This is a genomic window from Belnapia moabensis DSM 16746 (assembly GCF_000745835.1).
In the GTDB taxonomy this organism is placed as follows: Bacteria; Pseudomonadota; Alphaproteobacteria; order Acetobacterales; family Acetobacteraceae; genus Belnapia; species Belnapia moabensis.
The window spans coordinates 23,812-48,285 of record NZ_JQKB01000027.1 but is presented as its reverse complement, the minus strand read 5'-3'; the positions used below and the strand labels follow the sequence as shown (position 1 = coordinate 48,285).

20 protein-coding genes are annotated in these 24,474 nt (G+C 71.1%); 7 read left to right on the top strand and 13 right to left on the bottom strand.

The window, feature by feature from the left end; translation table 11 throughout:
• Positions 1-72: 72 nt before the first annotated feature.
• Positions 73-1,605 (bottom strand): UxaA family hydrolase, encoded by a 1,533-nt coding sequence (locus tag EP26_RS17465; RefSeq protein WP_211259465.1) that lies wholly within the window; start codon positions 1,603-1,605, stop codon positions 73-75.
• Positions 1,606-1,751: 146 nt separating this feature from the next.
• Here EP26_RS17465 and EP26_RS17460 point away from each other — a divergent pair, with 146 nt between their 5' ends.
• The 3 genes from EP26_RS17460 (at position 1,752) to EP26_RS17450 (ending at position 5,294) form a co-directional block, all read left to right on the top strand.
• A complete protein-coding gene (locus EP26_RS17460) occupies positions 1,752-2,813 on the top strand; it encodes a zinc-dependent alcohol dehydrogenase family protein (protein WP_043340403.1) in 1,062 nt (353 codons plus the stop codon).
• 149 nt (positions 2,814-2,962) lie between these two features.
• Positions 2,963-3,619: a bifunctional nicotinamidase/pyrazinamidase gene (gene pncA, locus EP26_RS17455; protein WP_043340401.1), complete on the top strand. Its 657-nt coding sequence runs from the start codon at positions 2,963-2,965 to the stop codon at positions 3,617-3,619.
• A gap of 13 nt (positions 3,620-3,632) precedes the next feature.
• Positions 3,633-5,294 (top strand): Na/Pi cotransporter family protein, encoded by a 1,662-nt coding sequence (locus EP26_RS17450; RefSeq protein WP_043340400.1) that lies wholly within the window; start codon positions 3,633-3,635, stop codon positions 5,292-5,294.
• A gap of 64 nt (positions 5,295-5,358) precedes the next feature.
• Here EP26_RS17450 and EP26_RS17445 read toward each other — a convergent pair whose 3' ends face one another.
• From EP26_RS17445 to EP26_RS17430, 4 genes are all read right to left on the bottom strand, one after another.
• The gene (locus EP26_RS17445; protein ID WP_043340398.1) at positions 5,359-6,807 is read right to left on the bottom strand and encodes a DEAD/DEAH box helicase; all 1,449 of its coding nucleotides are present in this window, start codon (positions 6,805-6,807) and stop codon (positions 5,359-5,361) included.
• A gap of 282 nt (positions 6,808-7,089) precedes the next feature.
• Complete coding sequence (gene moaB, locus EP26_RS17440; RefSeq protein WP_043340396.1) at positions 7,090-7,629, bottom strand: molybdenum cofactor biosynthesis protein B; 540 nt, start codon at positions 7,627-7,629, stop codon at positions 7,090-7,092.
• 28 nt (positions 7,630-7,657) lie between these two features.
• Positions 7,658-9,520 carry a lytic transglycosylase domain-containing protein gene (locus EP26_RS17435; RefSeq protein WP_245624438.1) on the bottom strand — a complete coding sequence of 621 codons (1,863 nt, stop codon included), beginning with the start codon at positions 9,518-9,520 and terminating at the stop codon, positions 7,658-7,660.
• A gap of 136 nt (positions 9,521-9,656) precedes the next feature.
• Positions 9,657-10,475 (bottom strand): uracil-DNA glycosylase, encoded by an 819-nt coding sequence (locus EP26_RS17430; RefSeq protein ID WP_342669112.1) that lies wholly within the window; start codon positions 10,473-10,475, stop codon positions 9,657-9,659.
• Positions 10,476-10,554: 79 nt separating this feature from the next.
• On the opposite strand from EP26_RS17430, the gene EP26_RS17425 reads away from it, so the two are divergent.
• Positions 10,555-12,258 carry an electron transfer flavoprotein-ubiquinone oxidoreductase gene (locus EP26_RS17425; RefSeq protein WP_043340392.1) on the top strand — a complete coding sequence of 568 codons (1,704 nt, stop codon included), beginning with the start codon at positions 10,555-10,557 and terminating at the stop codon, positions 12,256-12,258.
• 266 nt (positions 12,259-12,524) lie between these two features.
• A complete protein-coding gene (locus EP26_RS17420; protein ID WP_043340391.1) occupies positions 12,525-13,064 on the top strand; it encodes a hypothetical protein in 540 nt (179 codons plus the stop codon).
• A 168-nt stretch (positions 13,065-13,232) separates the two neighbouring features.
• On the opposite strand, the gene EP26_RS17415 is transcribed toward EP26_RS17420, so the two are convergent.
• A complete protein-coding gene (locus EP26_RS17415; protein ID WP_043340389.1) occupies positions 13,233-14,252 on the bottom strand; it encodes a phosphotransferase family protein in 1,020 nt (339 codons plus the stop codon).
• Between EP26_RS17415 and EP26_RS17410 the strand changes: the two genes are divergently transcribed.
• On the top strand, positions 14,251-14,799 hold the full coding sequence (locus tag EP26_RS17410) for a TspO/MBR family protein (RefSeq protein ID WP_245624437.1): 549 nt from the start codon (positions 14,251-14,253) through the stop codon (positions 14,797-14,799). The two genes, EP26_RS17415 and EP26_RS17410, sit on opposite strands and share 2 nt — an antisense overlap.
• Here the strand turns inward: EP26_RS17410 and EP26_RS17405 are convergent, their stop codons facing one another.
• From EP26_RS17405 to EP26_RS17390, 4 genes are all read right to left on the bottom strand, one after another.
• Complete coding sequence (locus EP26_RS17405; protein ID WP_043340387.1) at positions 14,800-15,750, bottom strand: Bug family tripartite tricarboxylate transporter substrate binding protein; 951 nt, start codon at positions 15,748-15,750, stop codon at positions 14,800-14,802.
• Between the two features lie 81 nt (positions 15,751-15,831).
• The gene (locus EP26_RS17400) at positions 15,832-16,608 is read right to left on the bottom strand and encodes an enoyl-CoA hydratase-related protein (protein ID WP_043340385.1); all 777 of its coding nucleotides are present in this window, start codon (positions 16,606-16,608) and stop codon (positions 15,832-15,834) included.
• The gene (locus EP26_RS17395; RefSeq protein WP_043340383.1) at positions 16,605-17,654 is read right to left on the bottom strand and encodes an LLM class F420-dependent oxidoreductase; all 1,050 of its coding nucleotides are present in this window, start codon (positions 17,652-17,654) and stop codon (positions 16,605-16,607) included. Before EP26_RS17395 ends, EP26_RS17400 begins: the two co-directional genes overlap by 4 nt.
• Positions 17,651-18,391 (bottom strand): glutaredoxin domain-containing protein, encoded by a 741-nt coding sequence (locus EP26_RS17390; RefSeq protein WP_043340382.1) that lies wholly within the window; start codon positions 18,389-18,391, stop codon positions 17,651-17,653. The genes EP26_RS17395 and EP26_RS17390 overlap by 4 nt, the downstream gene beginning before the upstream one ends.
• A 144-nt stretch (positions 18,392-18,535) precedes the next feature.
• Between EP26_RS17390 and EP26_RS17385 the strand changes: the two genes are divergently transcribed.
• Entirely contained in the window at positions 18,536-19,615 is a 1,080-nt protein-coding gene (locus tag EP26_RS17385) for a TRAP transporter substrate-binding protein (protein ID WP_043340379.1), read from the top strand.
• Between the two features lie 64 nt (positions 19,616-19,679).
• Here EP26_RS17385 and EP26_RS17380 read toward each other — a convergent pair whose 3' ends face one another.
• From EP26_RS17380 to EP26_RS36825, 3 genes are read right to left on the bottom strand one after another with little or no spacing between them, the layout of a single operon-like run.
• Positions 19,680-21,059, bottom strand: coding sequence for an HlyD family type I secretion periplasmic adaptor subunit (locus EP26_RS17380; RefSeq protein WP_043340377.1), 1,380 nt, complete (start codon positions 21,057-21,059; stop codon positions 19,680-19,682).
• Complete coding sequence (locus tag EP26_RS17375) at positions 21,043-22,740, bottom strand: ATP-binding cassette domain-containing protein (protein ID WP_043340375.1); 1,698 nt, start codon at positions 22,738-22,740, stop codon at positions 21,043-21,045. The genes EP26_RS17380 and EP26_RS17375 overlap by 17 nt, the downstream gene beginning before the upstream one ends.
• Positions 22,737-24,473, bottom strand: a complete 1,737-nt coding sequence (locus EP26_RS36825) for an ATP-binding cassette domain-containing protein (protein WP_157033600.1) — start codon at positions 24,471-24,473, stop codon at positions 22,737-22,739. Before EP26_RS36825 ends, EP26_RS17375 begins: the two co-directional genes overlap by 4 nt.
• Position 24,474 lies beyond the last annotated feature (1 nt).

The following is a 24,474-nucleotide window of genomic DNA, read 5'->3' as shown; positions in this document are numbered from 1 at the left end:
GACTGCTTCGGTTATGAAAAATGTTGCCGCAATGGCAATATTGCGGGAAAACCGCTGGCGCTGCGGCTCGCGCTACATCGTCGCCCCCATCGGCCAAGGTGCGAATTCCGCCCCGCCAAAGTCGAACTCTTCGCTCTTGGTCCGCTCGCCGCTCGCGGTCCGCAGCATGTGCCGGAAGATGCGCTCACCCACCTGTTGCACCGTTTCCTCGCCGGTGACGATGGTGCCGCAATTAATGTCCATGTCCTCCTCCATCCGCTCGTACATCGGCGTATTGGTGGCGAGCTTGATGGAGGGCGTCGGCTTGCAGCCGAAGACGCTGCCCCGCCCGGTGGTGAAGCAGAGCAGGTTCGCCCCGCCCGCCACCTGGCCGGTCGCCGCCACCGGGTCGTAACCGGGCGTGTCCATGAAGACGAAGCCCTTCTGCGTCACTGCCTCCGCATAGCGCACGACGTCGACGAGGTTGGTCGAGCCCGCCTTCGCCATCGCACCGAGCGACTTTTCGAGGATCGTGGTCAGCCCGCCGAGCTTGTTGCCGGGGGAGGGGTTGGCATCCATCTCGGCGCCGAGCTTCGAGGTGTACTCCTCCCACCAGTGCATCACATCGACCAGCTTCTGCCCGACCTCCTGGCTCACCGCGCGTCGGGTGAACAGATGCTCCGCCCCATAGGTCTCCGGGCTCTCGGAGAGGATCACCGTCCCGCCATGCCGCACCACGAGGTCGCTCGCCGCCCCGAGTGCCGGATTGGCGGTGATGCCCGAATACCCGTCCGAGCCGCCGCATTGCAGCGCGACGCAGAGCTCGCTCGCCGGCACTGTCTCGCGTTGCACCCGGTTCGCCTCCGCCACTACCTCGCGCACGAAGTCGATCCCCGCCTGCACGGTCTTCCGGCTGCCGCCCATCTCCTGGATGTCCATGCTGCGCAGCCGCCCGGCCAGCCGCTGCTCCTCCAGCAGCCCGCCGATCTGGTTCACCTCGCAGCCGAGACCGATGCCGATGACATGGCTGAAATTCGCATGCCGCGCGAAGCCGCCGAGCGTCCGCCGCAACAGGCTGAGCGGCTCCCCCTGTGTCATCCCGCAACCTGTCTTGTGCGTCAGCGCGACGACGCCATCGACATTCGGCCACTCCGCCAGCGGGTCCTCGCCGGTCAGCGGGTTGCGTCGGAAGGCCTGGGCGATGAGGTCCGCCACATGCGCTGAGCAGTTCACGCTGGTCAGGATGCCGATGTAATTGCGCGTCGCCACCCGCCCATCCGGCCGCCGGATGCCCTGGAAGGTCGCCGGCTCCGCCACGTAGTCGGTCGGCCTGGCATCGACGCCCCAGGCGTAGTCGCGGGCGAAGTCGCCCATGGCGAGGTTGTGGGTATGCACCCACTGCCCCGGCGCCACCGGCTCCGTGGTGAAGCCGATGATCTGCCCGTAGCGCGTCACCGGCTCGCCCTGCGCGTGGAAGCGCACCGCCACCTTGTGCCCGGCCGGGATGCGCGCTGCAGCGAGTACATTCGGCGCCACCGGCGTCCCCGGCGGCAGCACCTGGCGGGCGATGACGACGCCATCCTCCGGATGCAGGCGGATGACGGGCGGCTGGGTCATGGCATCCATAGGCGAAACTCCCTTTGCTGACAGCTTAGCCCCCTTCCTCGGGCCCCGCATCCGAGGTTTCGCCGCCGAACCCCCTGGGCCTCCGCCCGATCCCGCCGCATCATACCCGCCCGGGCCAGACGGCCTGCAATGGGAGGGAATTCGGCATGAAGGGCGTGGTCTTCCTCGGCGACCGGCAATTGGCCTTGCAGGACTTCCCGGACCCGACCCCCGGGCCCGACGACGTGGTGCTGGAGATCAAAGCCTCTGGCATGTGCGGCAGCGACCTGAAATTCTACCGCGCCCCCGCGGGCGGTGCCTCCGCCTCGCTCGGCTTCACCAAGGGGCTCCAGGGCCCGATCATCCGGGGGCACGAGCCCTGCGGCGTCGTGGTCGCCGTCGGCAAGAACGTCTCGCCGAAGCAGGCGCGGGTCGGCCAGCGGGCGATGCAGCACCACTACGTCGGTTGCGGCGTCTGCCCGCAATGCTCGACCGGCTGGATGCAGCTCTGCGACGACGGCGTCGACCAGGTCTATGGCGCCACCGGCCACGGGGCGCATGCCAACTACATGGTCTGCCCGGCCCGGACGGTGGTGACGCTGCCCGAGGAGCTCTCCTTCGAGACCGGCGCCGCCATCTCCTGCGGCACCGGCACCGCCTGGGGCGCGCTGCAACGCCTCGGCCTGCAGGGCGACCATACGATCGCGATCTTCGGCCAGGGCCCGGTCGGCCTCTCCGCGACGCAACTCGCCTCGGCGATGGGCGCCCGCGTCATCGCCCTCGACACCAGCCCGGAGCGCCTGGCCCGCGCCAAGGAGTTCGGCGCCGACCTCGTCATCAACCCGATCGAGACCAATGACGTGGTCGGCGCCATCAAGGACGCGACGCACGGCCTCGGCGCGCATCTCTCGCTCGACGCCTCCTCCTCCCCGCAGGCGCGGGCCCAGGCGGTGCGCTGCATCCGCACCTGGGGCAAGGCCTGCTATGTGGGGGAGGGGGGCGAGGTGACGCTCGATGTCAGCCCCGACCTGCTGCGCCGGCAGGTGACGCTCATCGGCTCCTGGACCTTCTCGACCGTCGGCCAGGCCGAATGCGCCCGCTACATCGCCGATCGCGGCATCGAGGTGGACAAGCTCTTCACCCATCGCTGGCGCCTCGATCAGGCGGAGGAGGCCTACAAGCTCTTCGACCAGCAGAACTCGGGCAAAGGCGTCATCCTGCCGAACTGACCCGCGAGCAGCTGCATCGCCGGTGAAACGCTCCGCCAGCCGCCGGCCCGCGGTGGCCAGCGGGGCGCCCTCCCGCATGGCGAAGGCAATCGGAAGCAGCTACAGGCCGGATGGTGGGGTGCAGCGCCATCCGCAGGGGACCAACCGTCATGCCGCCGATCCGGCCCACCGACACCGACATGCTCGGCCTCATCGACGTGCAGCCGACCTTCATGCCCGGCGGCGCCCTGGCCGTGACCGGGGGCGAGGAGGTCGTCCCGGTCATCAACCACCTGCTGGCCGGACCCTTCGCCCAGGCCTTCGCCACCCAGGACTGGCACCCGCCCGGCCACTCCTCCTTCGCCTCCAGCCATCCCGGCCGCGCGCCCTTCGACAGCATCGCGATGCCCTACGGCCCGCAGACCCTCTGGCCCGAACACGCCATCCAGGGCAGCGCCGAGGCCGCGCTGCACCCGGCGCTCGACCAGCGCCGCATCGAGCTCATCATCCGCAAGGGCTTCCGCCCCGTCATCGACAGCTATTCCGCCTTCTTCGAGAACGACCGCACCACCGCCACCGGCCTCGATGGCTGGCTCCGCGCCCGCGGAATCCGCCGCCTTTTCCTCGCCGGCCTTGCCACCGACTACTGCGTCGCCTTCTCCGCCGAGGACGCCGCCGGCCTCGGCTACGAGGTCTGCGTCATCGAGGATGCGTGTCGTGGCATCGGCTTGTCCCTGCCCGAGGGCGGGGACACCATTGCGGCGGCGAAGGCGAGGCTGACCGCGGCCGGAGTGCGCTTCATCTCCGCCGCCGACTTCGCCGCCTGAAAGGCGAGTGGGGATGGGCGAGGCGAGGCTGCTGCTGGAACTGGCGGGCGAGGCGGCGCTGCTGCTCTGGGGCCTGCACATGGTCCAGAGCGGCGTGCAGCGCGCCTTCGGCAGCCGCTTGCGCCAGGCGCTCGGCATCGCTCTCGGCGGGCTGGGCCGCGCCTTCCTTGCCGGGCTCGGGGTGACGGCCGCGCTCCAGAGCAGCACGGCGACGGCGCTGATGGTCGGCTCCTTCGCCGCCTCAGGCGCGGTCGCCCTGGCTCCGGCGCTGGCGGCGATGCTCGGTGCCAATCTCGGCACCGCGCTGATCGTCCAGCTCCTCTCCTTCGACGCGACGGCCGCCTACCCCGCGCTGGTGCTCGTCGGCGTGCTCGCCTTCCGCCGCGGAAGCCGGGCGCGGACGCGCGATCTCGGCCGCGTCGCCATCGGCCTCGGGCTGATGCTGCTGGCGCTGCACGAGCTGGTCGGCAGCATGGCTCCGGTCGAGGCCTCGCCGACGCTCCGCGCCCTGCTGATGGCGGTGGCGGACCAGCCCCTGCCCAACCTGCTGCTCGCCGCCGCCATCGCCTGGGCGGCGCATTCGAGCGTCGCCGGCCTGCTCTTCGTCGCCGGCCTCGCCGGCAGCGGCGCGGTCGCCCCGGCAGCGGCCCTGGCGATGGTGCTCGGCGCCAATCTCGGCAGCGCGCTGAACCCGCTGCTGGAAGCCGGCGGCGACCGCGATGACCGCGCCCGCCTCCGCGTCCCCGCCGGAAACCTGCTGAACCGGCTGATCGGCTGTGCGCTCGGCCTCCTGCTCCTGCCACAGGCGACCGCCTGGCTCCAGGCGCTCGACCCGGCCCCGGCGCGGCTGGTCGCCAATGCGCATCTCGCCTTCAACCTGGCGACCGGCCTGCTCGCCTTGCCCCTGGTGCCGGCCCTCGCCGCGCTGCTCCGCCGCTGGTTGCCGGAGCGGTCCGCCGCCGCCGATGCCGGCACCCCGCGCTACCTGGACGAAGCCGCGCTCACCACCCCTTCCGTCGCCCTGGCCAATGCGGCCCGCGAGGTGCTCCGCATCGCCGACCAGTTGGAGGCGATGCTGCGGGGCTCCGCCGCCGCCTTCCGCGGCCAGGACCGCGAAGCCGCCCGCGCCATCAACCGCATGGACGATGTGGTGGACCGCCTGCACCGCGCGGTCCATTCCTACCTCGCCCGCATCCCGCGCGAGACGCTGGGCGATGAGGAAAGCCGCCGCCTCGCCGAGATCCAGGCCTTCGCCGTCGCCCTCGAGCACGCCGCCGATGTGGTGGAGCGCGACCTGGTGCGCCATGCCGCCAAGCGCCTGCGCCGCGGCCTCGCCCTCGGCGCCGAGCCGGCGCAGGAGATCGAGGCCCTGCATGTGACCCTGCTGGAGCAGCTGCGCCTGGCGATCGCCGTCTTCATGATGGAGGATGCCGAGGCCGCCCGCCGGCTGGTCCGCGGCAAGGAAGGCCTGCGCGCCGCGGAACGCGACGCCGCCCGGCGCATGGCCGAGGCCGGAGCCCTTACGGCCGCCGAAGGTGGCGGCGCCGCCGGCCTGCTGCTGGATGCGGTGCGCGACCTGCGCCGGGTCGGCAGCCATCTCGCCGCCGTCGCCCATCCGCTGCTGGAGCGGCGCGGCGAGTTGCTGCCGAGCCGCCTCGCGCAGGAAGAGGACTGAGCCGCGCTTGCGCCGGCAATGACGCCCTGAGCCTGTCCACTCAGGGCGATCATGATCTTAACTCTTAGTCGTCCCCGCCGACGCGCCAGGTCTGCGTCCGGCTGCCCGGCTTGGCGCCGCCGCCGTCGCGGAAGTCGCCATCACGCCAGCGCCGGTCGCTCCGGGTCTGGTCGCTGATCGCGGCCGGCATCGCCCGCCGCCGCGTCTGGTTCGCACTGGCCGCGGCCGGCCGCTGCTGCGACTGGCCGCCGCCCGGCTGGCCCTGCGGCCGCGACGCCCCGCTGCGCCCACGCCCCTGGCCACCGCCCCGATGCCCGTCGCGGTTGCCCTGGGGCCGCCCGGCCGGACGCCCGGTCTGCACCGGCCGCGTCACCGGGCTCGACTGGTCCTGCCGATGGTCCTCGGCCGGGATCGGCGTGCGGATCAGCTTCTCGACGGCCCAGAGCTTGTCCAGCTCCTCCGCCGCCACCAGCGCCACCGCCTCGCCCGAGGCACCGGCCCGCGCGGTGCGGCCGATGCGGTGCACATAGCTCTCCGGCACGTCCGGCAGGTCGTACTGCACCACATGGGTGACGTTATCCACGTCGATGCCGCGCGCGGCGATATCCGTCGCCACCAGGATCGGCGCGCTGCCCTCGCGGAATTCCTGCAAGGCCCGCTCGCGCTGGCCCTGGCTCTTGTTGCCATGGATGGCATTGGCCTGCAGCCCGTCCTGCGCCAGCTGCTTCACCACCCGGTCGGCGCCGTGCTTGGTGCGGGCGAAGACCAGGGTGCGACCGACGCCCTCGCCCTTCAGCAGCCTGGCCAGCAGCATGCGCTTCCGCGCCGTCTCGACATGCAGCACGCGCTGCGCCACGCGCTCGGCGGTGGTGGCGACCGGCGCCACCTCGACCCGGGCCGGGTCCTTCAGCAGGTCGCCCGCCAGCCGGCCGATCTCGGTCGGCATGGTGGCGGAGAAGAACAGGGTCTGCCGCGCCTTCGGCAGGGCCGGGATCAGCTTGCGGATGGCGGGCAGGAAGCCCTTGTCCAGCATCTGGTCGGCCTCATCGAGCACCAGCGTCTCGACGCGATCGAGCCGCGCCGTGCCCGCCGCCATATGGTCGAGCAGACGGCCGGGTGTGGCCACCAGCACGTCGATGCCGGCCGCCAGCGCCCGGCGCTGCCCGCCATGCGGCACGCCGCCGAAGACGGTCGTCACGCTGAAGCCGAGATGCGCGCCATAGGCCTTGAAGCTGTCGGCGATCTGGGTGGCGAGCTCCCGCGTCGGCGAGAGTACCAGCACGCGGCTGCCGCCGCGCGGCGGCCGACCGCCCTTGGCGATGAGCTGGTTGAGGATCGGCAGCGCGAAGGCCGCCGTCTTGCCCGTGCCGGTCTGGGCGATGCCCAGCAAGTCGCGCCCCTCGAGCACGAGCGGGATGGCCTGGGCCTGGATCGGGGTCGGGGTGGTGTAGCCGGCCTCATCGAGCGCGCGCAGGAGGGGCGCGGCGAGGCCAAGATCGGTAAAGCTTGTCACGAAATCGGTAATCCCAGACACGCGGCGCCTGACGCGGACCCGGTCATGGGTCGCCGCGGGGTTTCAGGTGGAGACCCCGCGTGGCTGGGTCGATCCGGAAGATGGCTTCCTGTGCGCCGGCAGTTCGACCGGGTCCCGCTTCGCCCAGCAAAGGCGGCCAGGGAGGCCGCGCGCGGACTGAAACCGGACAGGGTGGCCGCTCACGCGGCCGGGCACCACCGGGGCATGGCGCCGCCGGTACCGCCTACATGCGCCTTCGCAGCTGCGAAAGCAAGGGGAAGTCTAGGCCGCCCGCATATGCTCCTTCAGCCGCGGCATCAGCTCCACCAGGTTGCAGGGCCGGTGCCGGGCATCGAGCTGGAACAGCAGGATGTCGTCCCAGGCATCCTTGCAGGCCCCGGTCGAGCCGGGCAGGGCGAAGAGATAGGTTCCATTGGCCACGCCGCCGACCGCCCGGCTCTGCATCGTGCTGGTGCCGATCTTCCGGTAGCTGAGCATGCGGAACAGCTCGCCGAAACCCTCGATCTCCTTCTCCAGCACGCGCTTGAAAGCCTCCGGCGTCACGTCGCGCCCGGTGATGCCCGTCCCGCCGGTGGTGATGCCGCAATCGATGTTCGGATCCTCGATCCAGCGCCGCAGCACCGCCTCGATCGCATCCGCCTCGTCGCGGACGATCTCCCGCGCGACGCAGCGGTGCCCCGCGCCCTCGATCCGTTCCTGCAAGGTCTGCCCCGAGCGGTCGGAGGCGAGGTCCCGCGTGTCGGAGACGGTGAGGACAGCGATGTTCACCGGGATGAAGGGCAGGCTCTCGTCGATCGGCATGGCAGGCGCTCCGTGATCTCGTCGGCACCTAACGTAGCGCAGTCCTCCGACCGCGCAGCATGGCGACCACATCCTCGGGCCCGGCGAATTTCGGCACGCTCCCGGCGGCCATCTGGTCGAGGCTCGGCGCTGGCAGGCCGAGCCGGCTGGCATAGATCCAGGAATAGGCCATCACCCGCTGCACGAAGGCCCGCGTTTCATCGATCGGGATGGCCTCGATGAACAGGAAGGGGTCGTCCCTGTGCCCGCTCGCCGGCAGCCACTTCTGGAGATTGCCCGGCCCCGCATTATAGGCGGCCAGCAGCCGGATGAGGTTGCCCTCCACCCCCTCGTGCCGCGCCAGGTAATGCACGTAGCGCTGGCCGAGATCGAGCGAGAAGCCCGGATCGTGCAGCCGGTCCCGATTCTCCGCCGAGAGGGAGGGGTCGCCCGCAACATAGCTCGCCGTCGCCGGCATCAGCTGCATCAGCCCGCGCGCCCCGGCTGGCGAGACCGCCGCGGCATCGAAGCGGCTTTCCTGCAAGGCGAGGGCATAGAGTAATGACGGATCGACCCGGAACCCGCCCTGCGGCTGCAGCCTAGGCAGGGGGAAGCGCGCGAAGTCGCGCGGCCGTCCATCCGCCCCCTGGCTCGCCGCCGCCAGCTGCGAGGAGAGCCCGTTCATCCCCGCCGCCGAGGCCACGGCAAGCATCGCCCGCACCAGCGTCGGGTTGTTCCTGGCCTGGCCCCAGAGCTGCCGCAGCTCCGCCTCGGCCCGCGCGCCCTGGCCGATCTGCAACAGGGCCAGCGCCCGCCAGCCGCCCGCCGTCTCGGCCAGCGCCGCCGTCTCCGCCTCGCCGGCCAGCTCGCCCTCCCAGGCGAATTTGTTCGGCAGCCCGAGCGCCCGCCGCGCCACCTGGCCGTAGAAGGTCCGCGGCTCCTGCGCCGCCTGCGTCATCCAGGAGACATAGAGCTGCGGCTGCCGCGCCCTGACTGCCGCCCGCCCGGTCCAGAAGGCCGCCGCCGAGCGCAGGGCCGGCGCCGCCGCCTCGGTCCGCGCCGCCCGCTCGAAATAGGGGAGGGCAAGGTCGTAGCGTTCCATCCCCCAGGCCGCGAGCCCCGCGGCGAAGGCGGCAACGCCGTTCTCCCCTTTGCCCGGCCACCGTTGCAGCGTTTCGGAGGCGATGCGGAACGCCTCCTCGTCACGTCCCGCCCGGAACAGGCCGATCGCCAGGTCGGCCCGCAGCAACGCCGCATAGGCCGGCGACAGGCCGCGTGTCCGCCCGATCAGCGCCAGCGCCGCCGCCGCATTGCCCTCGCGCGCCTTGTCCCGCACCGCCTTGTCGAGCGCCGGGTTGCGGGTGACGGCCGCACCATCCCGCTCTTCCGGCGCCAGCGACTGGTCGGGCGAGAGCACCTCCGCCGCCTCGGGCGGGGCCGGCAGCGCCGTGCCGCGCGGCAGCAACTCGGCGAGCAGGGCATGGATCCGTGCCGCATCCGGGTGATCCGGGTGGTGCGACAGCCAGGATTGCAGCGCCGCCGGGCTCGGCCGCGCCCCCGGCCGCAGCCAGCGATCGGCGAGCACCGCGCCGAGCAGCCGCCGGTCCTCCAGCCGCTCCGTCTCCCGCTCCGCCGCGGCAAGGTCGCCCGACGCCTGGGCCTGGAAAATGCGCCGGAGCCGCGCCGCCTCGGACGGGGCGAGCACCTGCGGCAGCCCGGCCACCCCGCCGGGCGGGGCGGGGCGTGGCTGGATCATCGCAGTCTGGCCAAGCGAGGCCGGAATGGCGGTCGAGGCTGTGGCCCTTTGCGCCTGGGCCGAGGCCGTGGCCCCTGCCGTCAGCGCCGCCCCCAGCAGGACCCCGCGGAGCAGGGGGCGAAGGAGGCAACGGGCCATGGGGCTGATCACGCGCATGGCACGTTCCCGTTAGCGGTCGCGGGCACTGAAGCGCAACCCCTCAATTGCGGGATCAGGATGAGATACGTTCCACCGGAGCGTGAAATGCCCGACATGCCGTGGAGATTGGCATGTATAACAATCCCGTTGGCATCTAATCGGTACCGTCGATCCTCCGACGCAGCATCAGCAGGTCGTTCCAAGCTTCGCGTTTGGCCGAAGGTGTGCGCAGCAGATAGGCTGGATGAAGGGTGGCGAGCGCCGGCAAGGCTTGTCCTTCATTGATCGTTACTTGATGCCAACGACCACGCAGCCGCGTGATGCCCTCCCGCGAGCGCAGCAGCGCCTTGGCCGAGACGCCGCCGAGCAGCACCAGCAGCCGCGGCCGCGCCAATTCGATGTGCCGCAGGATGAAGGGCAGGAAGAGCGCGATCTCCGCATCCGTCGGCGTCCGGTTGCCGGGCGGGCGGAAGGGCAGGATGTTGGTGATGTAGAAATCCCGCTCCCGGCTGAGCCCCACCGAGGCCAGCATCCGGTCGAGCAGCTGCCCCGAGACGCCGACGAAGGGCCGCCCCAGCCGGTCCTCATCCGCCCCGGGCGCCTCGCCGATGAACATCAGCCCGCTCTCCGCCACGCCATCGGCGAAGACGAGGTTCATCGCCGTCTCCTTGAGCGGGCTCCCCTCGAATTGCGCCATGGCCTCGCGCAGCGCCGGCAGGCTGTCGGCCCCGGCCGCCAAGGCCTGCGCCCGCGTCCCCGCGACGGAGGCCGGCAGCAGCTGCGGCTGGGCCCGCAACGCTGCCGGAGCCGGGGAGGGGGCCCGCGCCGCCGGCGCCTCCACGCGCTCCGGGGCGCGCACCGCCCGGTCCTGCGGCTCCGCCTCCAGCGCCTCGTCGACGCCCCAGTCGAGCTGGAGCCTGAGCGCCGCGATCAGCGCGTCCTGTGTCTCCGCCTCCATCCGCGCCCCCGTCAACGGCCTATATTCCTGCCCCCGGGGTTCCGTGCAACCCGAAGCGACGCTACATGCGGTGGCGAACCAGGAGGAGCCAGGCATGTCCGAGGCCGAAGCGCGCGAGTCGATGGAGTTCGATGTCCTGATCGTCGGGGGAGGCCCCGCCGGCCTCGCCGCCGCGATCCGGCTGAAGCAGGTCGCGCCCGATGCCACGGTCTGCTTGGTCGAGAAGGGCAGCGAGATCGGCGCCCATACCCTCTCCGGCGCCGTGCTCGAGGTTCGCGCCCTCGACGAGCTGCTGCCTGACTGGCGCGAGGACCCGCCGGCGCTGGCGACGCCCGCGACCGATGACCGCTTCATGCTGCTGACGGAGACGCGCGCCTTCAAGCTGCCGACGCCGCCGCAGATGAACAACCACGGCAACTACATCGTCTCTCTCGGCAATGTCTGCCGTTGGCTCGGCGCCAAGGCCGAGGCGCTCGGCGTCGAGATCTACCCCGGCTTCGCCGCCTCCGAGACCATCGTCGAGGACGGGCAGGTCAAGGGCGTCATTGCCGGCGTCGCCGGCATCCAGAAGGACGGCACCAAGGGCCCCGCCTACGAGCCGGGGATGGAGCTGCGCGCCAGCTACACCCTCTTCGCCGAGGGCTGCCGCGGCTCGCTGACCAAGCAGCTCTTCGAGCGCTACGACCTGCGCCAGGGCGTCGCCCCGCAGACCTATGCGCTCGGGATGAAGGAACTGTGGGAGATCCCGAAGGAGAAGCACAAGCCCGGCCTCGTCTGGCACAGCACGGGCTGGCCGTTGACCTCCGACACCTATGGCGGCTCCTGGCTCTACATGCTGGGCGAGAATCTGGTCTCCATCGGCTTCGTCGTCGGCCTCGACTACTCGAACCCATGGCTTTCGCCCTTCGACGAGTTCCAGCGCTTCAAGACGCATCCCGAGGTGCGGAAGATGCTGGAAGGCGGCAAGCGCGTCGCCTACGGCGCCCGCGCGCTGAACGAGGGCGGCTTCCAGGCCATCCCGAAGCTGGTATTCCCCGGCGGCGCGCTGATCGGCGACTGCGCCGGCTTCCTCAACGTGCCGAAGATCAAGGGCACGCATACCAGCATGAAGACCGGCATGCTCGCCGCCGAGGCCGCCGCCGCGGCGATTGCGGAGGAGACGCGCGTGCCGGTGCTCGACAGCTACCCCACCGCCCTCGAGGCGAGCTGGGTCTGGGAGGAGCTGAAGGGCGTCCGCAATATCCGCCCGGGCTTCGCCAAGTACGGCTTCTGGGGCGGCCTCGCCAATGCCGCGCTCGACACCTACGTCTTCCGCGGGAAGGCGCCCTGGACCTGGCCGCACCACGCCGACCATGAGACGCTGAAGCCCGCCTCTCAAGCGAAGCGCATCGTCTACCCGAAGCCGGACGGCGTGCTGACCTTCGACCGCCTCTCCTCAGTCTTCCTCTCCAACACCAACCATGAGGAGAACCAGCCCGCCCACCTCCAGCTCCGCGACCCGGGCCGCTGGAAGGGCGTGAACTGGGACCAGTTCCGCAGCCCCGAAAGCCGCTACTGCCCGGCAGCGGTCTACGAGGCCGTCGGGCCGGATGCGGAGCGCGAGCTGAAGGGCACGCCAGACCCCGAGGCCACCGGCCCCGGCGGCGATGTCGAGGCCGGCGACGGCGGCGCGCGCCTCGTCATCAATGCGCAGAACTGCGTTCACTGCAAAACCTGCGACATCAAGGACCCGACGCAGAACATCGATTGGCGCACGCCGGAAGGTGGCGGCGGGCCGAACTATATCGGCGGGATGTGATCCGCCGCCGCGCCTCCACGGCGCGGCAGCCTATGGGCAATATCAGGCGAAGCCTCCCCCTGCGAAGCAGCGGGGAGGCTTCGATGCTTTGCGCCCGCGCTTCAGCCCGGCACTGCCGGCCTTTTCGTTGGTATTCTGAATTTCCCGAAATGCTCTTTGCCTGAAACCTTGGCTTGGCGGTATCAACCGCCCAGCGTTCACCGACACCTTCCGGCCTGTGCCAAAGGTTGGATGGCCGGAGGCACGCAAGTGAAGGGAAACGAGAGATGCGCTCGGCAATCATCAACAAGACACCAGAACAATGGTTGCAGGAACTTGGCCATACGCCCGAGAAGATCTCCGAGGTCATCAACTCCTTCACGAAAGGCGCGGCGCTCCGGGTCTACATGTACGCCGCGCCGCATCTGTTCCTGCGGTTCCACGGCAAGAAGGCGAAGAACGCCATCTACCTGCCGAACTATTGGGTCGACGGCACGGCCATCGGGTCTGCATTCGGGCGGGCCAGCCAGTTCGAGGGCATGCTGACCGGGGCAGAGATCTCGCGGGTCGCCAAGAACTACTACCGGGAGATCACGGCGATCTGCCGGAACTGGAACGACCTTCGGGACAACGAGCTTTGGAAGATCGAATTGCGCGGCTCGGAAACCGTCGAGGGCGTCGAGGGGCCGATCGCGCCCCAACCGACTTTCGCCCCAACAAGGACGGAGCCTGCCTCGGCCTCGATGCTCTCGGGCGGCGCCACCCAGGTCTATCTAAACCCCCGGACGCCCTTCATCTGCACGCCGGTGGACTGGAACGTCGGCTAGAGCAAACTTCGGTCAGGTGGAATCACCTGACCGGAGTAATTTGCTCGTCAAAACAATAAGCTGGAGCGGGATCCGTGAGCCAGCGCGAACGGAAACCGCTCTAGCCCTGCGGCTGAGGACCGGGACGGCGTCGTTCCGGGCGACGCCATCCGCCGGACATCGGCGTTCCTAAGCTTGGATGCACTCCAGGCCGCGCCGGGCATAGGCCATCGACAGGTCGCCGACCTTCAGCGCATCCGCCGACGCCGCCGTCCCGGTCCGCGCCCGCACCGCGATCCCCTCGAAGATCACGGCGAAGCGGAACATGGCGAAGGCCCGGTGGAAGGGCTCCAGCCGCGGCGCCGGCGTTCGGCGGCAGGCGTAGTAGTGCGTCACGTAGTCCTCCTCGCCCGGAATCCCGAGCGCCGCCAGGTCGAGCCCCCGCATCCCGCCATACTCCTCTGGCGTGCTCCGCCAGGGGATGGTGCTGAAGGCGAGGTCAGCCAGCGGGTGCCCGATGGTCGAAAGCTCCCAGTCCAACACCGCCACCACCTGCGGCCCGTCCGGGGCGAACATCACGTTCCCCGGCCGGTAATCTCCATGGACGATGCTCGCCTCGCCATCATCCGGCGGGATATGCGCCGCGACCCACCCCGCCAGCTCGGCCAGCTCCGGGATATCGCGGAAGCGCTGCTGCTCCCACTGCTTCGTCCAACGCCCGACCTGCCGCTCGAAGTAGTTGCCCGGCCGCCCGAAGCCTTCCAGCCCGGCCGCCTGCCAGTCCACGTCGTGCAGCCGCGCCAGCGTCTCGGCGAAGGAGAGATACATCGCCCGCCGCTCCGCCACCGCCGCGCCCGGCAGGTCGCAGGTGCCGAAGACCCGTCCCTCGACGCGCTCCATGACGTAGAAGGGCGTCCCCACCACCTCCGTCCCCTCATGGAAAAGCACGACCGGGGGCACCGGCACCTCGCTCCCCGCCAGCGCCCGCAGCACCCGCGCCTCGCGGTCGACGGCATGGGCCGAGGGCAGCACCTCGCCCGGCGGCTTCTTCCGCAGCACCAGCCGCCGGTTCGCATAGGTGACGAAGAAGGTCGGGTTCGACTGGCCGCCGGAGATGCGCTCCACCGCCATCTCCCCCTGAAGCCCTGGGATGGCGCTCCGCAGGAAGCCATCCAGCCGCGCGGCCTCGAACTCAGGCGCCTCGCCCATGCGCATCTCCTCCCGATCCCGCCGGAGCATGGCCGGGGCGAGGGGAGGGGGCAACCATGCGCCCGAATTGTTCTATCCTGCCCCGATGAACAGCACCCTCGCCCTGCTCGGCTTCTTCGCCGCTTGCTTCCTCGTTGCCTGCTCCGGCGCCGTCTTTCGCCCCGGCGAATGGTACGAGAGCCTGGCGAAGCCGAGCTGGAATCCGCCCAACTGGCTCTTCGCCCCGGCTTGGACGCTGCTCTACATCCTGATCGCCATCGCCGGCTGGCTGGTCTGGCGCGAGGCCGGCATCGTCCCCGCGCTTGCTCTCTATGCCGTTCAGCTGGTGCTGAACGCCGCCTGGTCCGGTATCTTCTTCGGGATGAAGCGCCCGGACCTTGCCTTCGCCGAGCTGGTGCTGCTCTGGCTTTCCATCCTCGGCTGCATCCTGCTCTTCGCCCCGATCAGCGCGACGGCCGCTTGGCTGATGGCGCCCTACCTCGCCTGGGTCACCTTCGCCGGCGCGCTGAACTACGCTATTTGGCAGCGCAACCCGCGCGCCGCCTGATTAGCTCCGCTTCCGGCTCATCCCCGAAGCGACCAGCGCCGCCTCCACCCCCGGCTGCACCTCGCGGATCGCGGCCAGGGTCCGCGCCCCCTCGATGACCCGGCTGGCGATGCCGCCCGCCGCCTGCCGCGCCTGGACCTCCGGGTCCCGCGCCGCCGCCATCAGCGCCGCCTCCAGCCGCTCGCGGATCGGCGCCGGCATCCCCGCCGGCCCGGCCCAGACGATGAGCTGCCGCGTCGCCGTCTGGTAGCCCTGCTCGATGAGCGTCGGCACATCCGGGAAGTCCGGCCAGCGATCGACGCTCGCACTCGCCAGCATCCGGAGCTGCCCGCCCCGCACCAGCCCGATCATCTCGGAGGTGCCGGAATAAGTATCGACATGCCCGCCCGCCACCTGGCTCGCCGCCTCCGTGATGCTGCCGAAGGGCACGTAGCTGATCTGGATACCCGCCAGCCGCGCCAGGTCGAAGAAGCTGACCGCCGAGCCGGGATTGGTGCTGGCCACCGTGATCGGCCGCCGCCGCCCCTCCGCGATGAAGTCGGCGAGCGTCCGCACTTGCGGCATGGACGGCCCGACCGGCACCCCGATCCGCAGCTCCGAGGTGCAGCCGAGGAAGTCGAAGCTTTCCCAGGGCTTGTAGGGCACATCCATCGTCAGCGGCGCCACCACCAGCGCCGACAGCCCGACCAGGCCGAAGGTATAGCCATCCGGCCGCGCCTGGGCGATCCGCGCCGGCCCCAGCGTCCCACCCGCCCCTGGCGTGTTGCGGACGGGAATGGCGACGCCGAGCGTCTTCTCCATATGCGCGGCGATGGCGCGGGCCACTACATCCGTCCCCCCGCCCGGGCCGAAGCCGGTGATGAGGCTGATCTCCCGGCTCGGCCAGCGGTCGGCCTGGGCCAGGGCAGGCGTGGCGAGCGCCATCCCGGCGATGAGCGTTCTGCGCTTCATTGTTTCCTCCCAGTCAGGGAGGGCCTTGCCCTCCCCGAATGCCTCCCACCAGGCCGAAACCCGGCCTGGACCGGTCCGTGTCTAGCGCCCGACCCAGCGGGGGGCGCGCTTCTCGACGAAGGCCTTGGGGCCTTCCTGGAAATCCTCGGTCTGCTTGATGCGGGCGCTGGCCTCGCGGCTCAGCCGCCACAGCGTCTCGTCATCCAGCACCAGCGCCTGCCGCGCGATGGCAAGGCTCTCCCGCACCGCCACCGGCGCATTGGCCGTGACCCGTCGGGCGAGGCCGAGCGCCGCCTCCCGCACCTCCGCCGCTGGCACCACGGCGTTGACCAACCCGTGCTGCAAGGCGAGCGCCGCCGGAATCGGCTCCCCGGTGGCGATCATCTGCAGGGCGATGGCCTTCGGCAGCGCCCGCGGCAGGCGGAAGACGCCGCCCGCCGCCGCCACCAGGCTCCGCTTCACCTCCGGCAGGCCGAAGGTGGCCGTCTCCGCCGCGACAGCCATGTCGCAGGCCAGCAGCAGCTCCAGCCCGCCCGCCAGCGCATGCCCCTGCGCCGCCGCGATCCAGAGCTTCGTCCGGGTCGCCTTGACGAAGCCGCCGAAGCCATACCGCTCCGTCGCCAGCCCCGCGCTCCGCCCCGCCGACACCTCCTTGAGATCGGCCCCGGCGCAGAAGGCATGCGGCCCCGCCCCAGTCAGCACCACGGCCCAGATCACCGGGTCCGCCTCCACCCGATCGACCGCCGCCTCAAGCCTCGCGGCGACCGCGCCATTCACCGCGTTCCGCGCCTCCGGCCGGTTGATGGTGACGAGCGCCACATGCGGCTCCACCATCTCGAACAGCACCGCGTCGCTCATGCCAGCCCCGCCGCCTGCGCCATCACCTCGATCGCCTCCGGCTGGCGCGAGCGCACGTTGAGTGCATCCGCCCCGCTCTCCGCCCAGGCGCGGAACCGCTCCCTGATCCGCGCCGGCGGCCCGACCAGCGACTTCATGTCCACCCAGTCATCCGGCACGGCGGCAATCGCCTCCTCCTTCCGCCCCGCCAGGTACAGCTCCTGGATACGCGCCGCCGCCTCGCCGAAGCCGCGCCGCTCCATCATGTCGCGATGGAAATTCTTGTCCTTGTGCCCCATGCCGCCGACATAGAGCGCGATCTCCGGCTTCAGCTTCGCCAGCGCGCCCCGCACGTCGTCGGACACCTCCACATGCACGCTGGCCTGGATGGTGAAGTCCGCCCGCGTCTTCTTCCTGCCCGTCGCCTTCTCCGCGCGCCGGAACCCTTCCTCCAGCAGCGGCAGGAAATGCCCGATGGTGCCGGGCACGAAGCCGAGCGCCAGCCACCCATCCGCGATCTCGCCGGTCAGCCGCACCATCGCATCCGTCTCCGTCCCCAAGTAGACGGGGATGGCAGGGTTCATGTGCAGGATCGACTTCAGCGGCTTGCCGATGCCGAGCGCGCCGGGCCCGGTATAGGGCAGGGGGATCTCCGGCCCGTCATGCGTCACCGGCGCCTCGCGCGCCCAGATCTTCCGCATGATGGCGACATAATCCTTCACACGGTAATAGGGCTTGCCCCAGGGCTGCCCGTACCACCCCTCGACGATCTGCGGCCCGCTCACCCCGAGCCCCGCGATGAACCGCCCGCCGCCCGCGAGGCTGTCTACCGTGCCCGCGCACATCGCCGCATTCGCCGGCGTCCGCGCGGCGAGCTGCATCACCCCCGTGCCGAGCTTGATGCGCTTCGTCACCGCCGCCAGATAGGCCAGCGGCGAGACGGCGTCCGACCCATAGGCCTCCGCCGTCCAGGCGGAGTCGTAGCCGAGCGCCTCCGCCCGCTGCACGAGTTCGACGGGCACGTCCATCCGCGCCCCCGAATAGCCGATCGACAGGCCAAGCTTCATCCCCACACCTCCTCCGGCATCGGCAGGCCGGCGAAGACCTCCGGCCCAAGCTTTCCGTCGGGCGCGATGCCCATCCGCTCCAGCACCCACATCAGCTGCCGCGTGTGCTGCCCGCTGTGCCAGACCGTCCGCTCGAAGAATTCGTGCAGCGACTGCCGGCCGTAATAGACCTCCGCCGCCTCGGTCCAATCCCGCCCGCGCCCCGGCCCGTCGAACCAGGCCTTCAGTCGCGTCGAGACATCCGCCGCATAGGCCAGCAGCTCGGCCTTCTCCGCCTTCGGCGGCAGCCGGAAATACGCCTCGTAGCGCAGCGGAATCCCCGCCTCATGCTCGAGGAAGGCATCGACGATATTGACGATATGATAGACGAGATCGGCGTAGGATCGGGGCCGGTCCGGCAGCAGCGTCCCGAGGCTCTCCTCCGGCAGCTGCGCCGCAAACCGCGCCGCCCCGCCAAGGATCGCCTCCTGCCGCCGCCGCAGCTCCGCCACCGGCAGGATCTGCGGCGCCCCGAGGTCGATCCCGACCAACTCCGCCACATCCTTGAGCACCTGCCCATTCGCCCAGGCCTCGCCCCGCGTGACGATCGGCACCTGCCGCAGCCCGAAGCGCTCCAGCTCCGCATAGGCCGCCTCGTCGACCAGCACGTTGCGCGAGGCGAAGGGCACCCGGTGCCGCGCCAGGAACTCCTTGGTACGCAGGCAGCTGGTGCAGCCAGTCATCCAATAGACCCGCACATCGTCCGGCAGGGCGGCGTTCCTCCGGGATTTTCCGGCAGTCTATACGCCTTGCGTCATCCGGCCAGCCCATGCGGGGACTTCCCCACCCGGCCCATCCATGGTTCTTCCCGCCTCCGAAAGCACCCCGGAGGGAACCCAGCAATGAACCGCAGAGCCATCCTCGGCCAGACCGCGCTCGCCGCCACCCTGGCGACGCCCGCCCTCGCGCAATCCTCGCCGACGCTCCGCTGGCGCCTCACCAGCAGCTACCCGACTTCGTTGGATGCTATTCACGGCGCCGCCCATGTCTTCGCCCGCACCGTCGCCGAGTTGACCGAGGACCGCTTCCAGATCCGCGTCTTCGGCCCGGGCGAGGTCGTCCCCGCCCTCCAGGCGCTCGATGCCGTCCAGGCCGGCACGGTGGAGTGCTGCCACACCACCTCCTCCTTCTATGTCGGCAAGAACCCGGCCTTCGCCTTCGCCACCGGCGTCCCCTTCGGCCTCAACACCCGCCAGCAGAATGCCTGGATGTACGAAGGCGGCGGCATCGACCTGCTGAACGAGCTCTTCCGCCAGTACAACACCTATGCCCTGCCGCTCGGCACCACCGGCGCCCAGATGGGCGGCTGGTTCCGCAAGGAAGTCAGGACGGTCGAGGACCTGCGCGGCCTCAAGATGCGCATCGCCGGCCTCGGCGGCACCGTGCTCCAGCGCGTCGGCGGCGTCCCCCAGCAGCTGGCCGGCGGCGACATCTACCCGGCCCTCGAGCGCGGCACCATCGACGCCGTCGAATGGCTCGGCCCCTATGACGACGAGAAGCTCGGCTTCAACAAGGTCGCGCCCTTCTATCACTACCCCGCCTGGTGGGAGGGTGCGGCCAACACCACCTTCGTCGCCAATTTGGAGCAGTGGAACGCGTTGCCGAAGAGCTACCAGGCCGCCATCCGCACCGCTTGCTCGGAGGCGACGCACTGGATGGTCGCCCGCTACGACACCCGCAACCCGGAAGCCCTCCGCCGCCTGCTCGCCGCCGGCACCCAGCTCCGTGCCTTCCCGCGCGAGGTGATGGATGCCTGCTACCGCGAGGCCATGGCCCTCGAGACCGAGTTGGCCCAGAAGAGCCCGGAATACGCCAAGATTCACGCCGCCTGGTCGAAGTCGCGCGACGACATGCGGGCCTGGTTTCGCGTGGCGGAGCTGTCCTTCGACAACTACATCGCGCAGGTCAGCCAGCGGCGTTGAGGAGGGCGTCGCCCTCCTCAAACCCTACCCACCAAGGGCCGAAGGGCCCTTGGAACCCTCCAGTTTAGTCGCGCAGCGCCCGTCGGGCCGCGGCGCTCAACGGCGTCCACAGATAGGCGAAGGGCGTCCGCCTTTCGCCGAGGATGTAGAGCTCCGCCGGCATGCCTGCGACCGGCGCGAGATCCGGCACCGAATTCAGCTGCCCGGCATCGAACTCGACGCGCACGAGGAAATACGGATCGCCGCCATTGTTCGGCGGCATCTGCACATCCGCGCCGACGACGATCACCCGCCCCTCCAGCATCGGCACATTGCGCGTGCGGTAGCTGCTCAGCCGGATATTCGCTCGCTGCCCCACCGACACCTGCTCGATATCCGTCGGCTGCACCCGGCCCTCGACCACCAGCCGGTCATTCAACGGCACCAGGTCGAGGATCGGCTGCCCGGTCTGGATCGTCGCCCCCGGCGTGAAAGCCTGGATATTCGTCACCTTCCCGGCCTCGGGCGACAGCACCTCGCGCCGCGTCAGCACATCCTGCGCCGCACGCAGCTGCTGCAAGGCTGCGGCCGTCGTCGCCTCGGTCGTCTGCAGGTCGTTGGCAATCTCGGAAAGCCGTGCGAGCCGCAGCCCCTCCAGCTGCCGTTGCGCCTGGATGATGCCCTCGCGCAGCTGCGCCTCCTGCGCATTCGCCTGCCCGATCGTGGCGACGAACCCCGCCTCCTGCTGCTGCAGGTTCAGCACCGTGAAGCGCGACGCATAGCCCTGCGTCAGCAGCCGGTTGTAGCCCGCGATCTGCTCCCGCACCGCCATCAGCTGCCGCCCGGCGCCCTCGCGCTGCGCCTGGGCGCCGGCAACCTGCTCCTGCAACTGGGTGATCGCGCGCTCCTGCACGCCCACCTGCCCGTCGAAATTCGCCCAACGCGCGGCGAAGAGCGCCTGCTCCGCGCGAATGAAGATCTGGATCGCCTGGTCCGCCCCCGCCGCCGCCTCCAGATCGACCGGGAAGGCGAGCTGCCGCTGCTCCGCCTGCTCCGCCCGCAGCCGGGCAACGCGCGCGCGCCCGCTCCAATAGGCGGCCTTGGCCTGCCCCGCCGTCGCCTCCGCCTGGGTCACATCGAGCTGCAGCAGCGGCTGCCCCGCCTGCACCACGGAGCCCTCCTGCACCAGCAGCCGCCGCAGGATGCCCGGCTCCAGCAGGTTGACCGTCTTCCGCCGCCCCTCGGGCACCAGCTGCCCGCCGGCCAGCACCGCCCGCTCGGCGATGGTCATCGTCGCCCAGCCGGCAATCGGTAGCAGGGTGATGGCGAGCGTCAGCAGCGAGCGCCGCACCAGCCGATGCACCGGCGGGCTCTGCACCGCCCGCTCCAGCTGCTTCTGCAGTGACTCTTGGGGGAGGGGCGCCGGCAGCGCCGCGGCCCCGCCATGCTTAACCAGCTGCTGCACGATGCCGCTCCATGTCACTCTCGCCAGGTCCGCCCGCGAGCCACTCAAACCCACCCGCGGCCTCCAGCCGCAGCCGGTGCCCCGCCAGGTCGGCCCAGGTCGCCGGCTCATGCGTCACCACGATCACCACGGCGCCCGCCGCGCTCGCCTGGCCGACAGCCGCCCGCATCGCCCGCCGCGCCGCGCCGTCGAGGCCGATCTCCGGCTCGTCCAGCACCAGCAGCCGCGGCATGCCGTAGAGGGCGCGTGCCAGCCCCACCAATCGCCTCTGCCCGGCGGACAGCCCGGCGCTGGTCCCGGCCGGCGTCTGGTAGCCCATCGGCTGCCGCCCGATCATCTCATGCGCACCCGCCGCCCGCGTCGCAGCCACCACCAGCTCCGCCGGCGCTCCCGGCCCGCGGCCGATATTGGTGAAGATGTCCGCCTCCAGCAGCTGGACATCCTGCGGCAGGTAGCCGATCCGCGCCCCGAGCAGGCCGCGGTCGCAGAACCAGGTGTCCTGCCCATCCAGCATCACCCGCCCCTGGCCCGGCGGCATCAGCCCGAGGACGAGGCGCAGAAGCGTCGTCTTGCCCGCGCCGTTGCCGCCCTCGACCAGCAGCACCTCGCCCGGCGCCAGGGCGATATCGAGCCCGGCCAGGACCGGCCGCTCACGCTCCGCCGGATGGAAGCCCAAGTCTTCGACCACCAGCCCCGCCGGCGCCCCGGCCGCCGGTGGCCGGGCGACGACCGCCGCCTCCTCTGCCAGCGCCTGCCGCAGCCGCCCCCAGGCGCGCATCCCCGCCTGCCAGGCCTCGAAATGCAGCACCAGCCCAGCAAGCGGCCGCATGGCGAACAGACCGAGCAGCACGGCGCCGAGCACCAGCCCGATCGTCCCCCGCCCCTCGACGATGCGAAGGATGCCGAAGCCGACCAGGCCCATCATGGTCAGCGCCGCGATCAGCGCCTGCGCCTCGCGCAACGCATCGCCTTGCGCCTCGGCGAGGTCCGCGAGGCCGAGCGCCGCTTCATGGCGCCGCTGCCAGCGCGCCAGCAGCGCCGGCATCTGCCCGAGCCCGCGCACCAGATCCGCATGCACCAGCTGCCCCGCCAGTTCATGCGCCGCGCCGCTCAACCCGGCCTCGGCCTCGGCCGCCGCAGGCCCCGCCACCCGCCGCAACACCAGCCCGAGCAATCCCGTCGCCGCCATCCCGGCCAGCAGGATCCAGCCGAATCCCTCGTGCAGGTAGAAGACGAGTCCCAGCGCCGCCGCCGCCCCAGCGAGGTCGAGCAGCCCCGCCACCGCCTCGCCGGTGACGAAGCGCTGCGCCGCCGCGATGTCCTGCAGGACGCCGAGCCCCGCCACCATGTCGCGCCGCGCCGCCCGGCGGATCGCCGCCTGCAAGGCCTCGGCCGGCAAGGTGAGCCCCAGCCGCTCCGCCATCGCCTGCATGAGCGCCTCGCGCCGGTGCCGGTAATAGGCCGAGAGCAGCGTCGCCAGCGCGAAGACCATCATCAGCGCCAGCACGGTATTGCCGTTCTTAGTTTCCAGCACGCCATCGGTGATGTGCGCGATGCTGAGCACCAGGTCGAACAGCCCCAGCACCCCGCCTAGGCCGAGCAGCAGGATCGTCAGCACGCTCATCGGACCAAGCCCCATGGCCCGCAGCCAGCCGCGCCTGTGCGAAAGGGTCGCACTCATGCCGCCGCCGCCTTCCGCCCGGGCAGGCGCGGTGCCTCCGCGGCGTTGCCGAGCCGCTGCGGCCCGTCCTGCACCCCCGCCGGCACCAGCGAGCCGTTGCGCAGTGCCAGCACCCGGTCCGCCGCGCCGATCAGCGCCGGCCGATGCGTGGTGAAGACCACCGCCACCCCCTCCCGTCGCAACTCGCCAAGCAGCGCGATCACATGCGCCTCGCCCGCCGCATCCAGCCCGCCGGCCAGCTCGTCCAGCACCAGCACCCGTGGCCGGCCGTAGAGTGCCCGGGCCAGCGCCAGCCGGTGCTGCAGCCCCATCGAGAGCGGCCAGGCCCCATCCACCGGCGTCGCATAGCCGAGCGGCAGCGCGATCACCGCCTCATGCACCCCGGCCCGCCGCCCCGCCTCCAGCACCTGCGCCATGTCCGGCGCGCCGAGCCGGGCGATGACCTCCGCCACCGTCCCCCGCCCGAGCAGCGGCAGCTGCGGCAGGAACCCGACATGCCTGGCCAAATCCTCGCGGTCCCACTGATGCACCGCATGCCCGTCGAGATAGACGCCACCCGCGGCCGGCGGATAGAGCCCCACCAGCACCCGCAGCAGCGTCGACTTGCCGCAGCCCGAGGGCCCGACGATCGCCACCGCCTCGCCCGGCTCCGGTGCCAGGTCGACATTGCGCAGCAGCACCGGCTGCACGCCGCGGAAGCTGAAGGTCACATGCTCCGCCACCAGCCGCGCTTGCGGGCAAGGGAAGGGCGTGCCGCGATTGATGCTCGGCGTCTCCGCCATCAGCCGCCGCAGCCGCTGCCAGGCCGCCATGGCCTCGGCCACCTCCCGGCTGCTTCCGGCGAAGGCGGCGAAGGGCCCAACCAGCGCCAGGCCGAGAAAGAAGAACCCCATCCCGACGCCGCGCCCGGTCATCCCGTTCAGCACCAGCACGGCCATCAGGAACAGGAAGCTGCCGCCGAACAGACCGAGCAGCACATCCAGCGCCAGCCGCAGCCGGCTCGCCCGCCGCCGCGCGAGGAAGGCCTCACCCGCCGCCTGGGCCCCGCTCGCCAGCAGATGGCCCGCCAGCCGCGGCAGCATCCCCATGGCGAGGATCGCCTCGCCCGCCCGCATCGCATCGGCGGCCAGCCCCTGGGCCTGCGCCTCGCCGGCCCGCACCAGCTCCGCCTCCCGCCGTAGCGCCCGGATGAGGGCAAGGCTCAGCATCCCGGCCAGGCCGTAGAACAGGATGGACAGCACCGCGAAAGCCCAATGCACCCCGAAGGCCAGCAGGATCAGCGCCGGCAGGGTGATGATCTGCACCAGCGCCCGCCCCGCCAGCCCGGCGAGGCCGCGCCGCATCGTCGCCAAATCCTCGAGCGCGGCGCTGCCGATCGCCTCCGGCCGCCCGGCCCGCTGCACCATGGCGAGCGCCGTCGCCACGCCCAGCCGCCCGGCCAGGAAGCGCGACAGCCGCCGCAGCCCCGCCCCCTGCTGCAACCCGAGCGTGGCCGCAATCACCAGCAGCAGCGCCCAAATGCAGAGGATGGTGCCCGTCGTCTCAAAGCTTCGCGTCTGCGGCACCGAGGTCAGCAGGATCGCCCCCGTCTCGACCATGGCGAAGCCGATCCCCGCAGCGAGCAGGCCCAGCATCAGCAGGAAGGCCGCCAGCCGCCGGACGGCCAGCCTGACCGGCCCCATCGCCTCCGACAGCGTGGTCTGGAGGCCGGACTCCACCGTCGCGCGGGCCAAG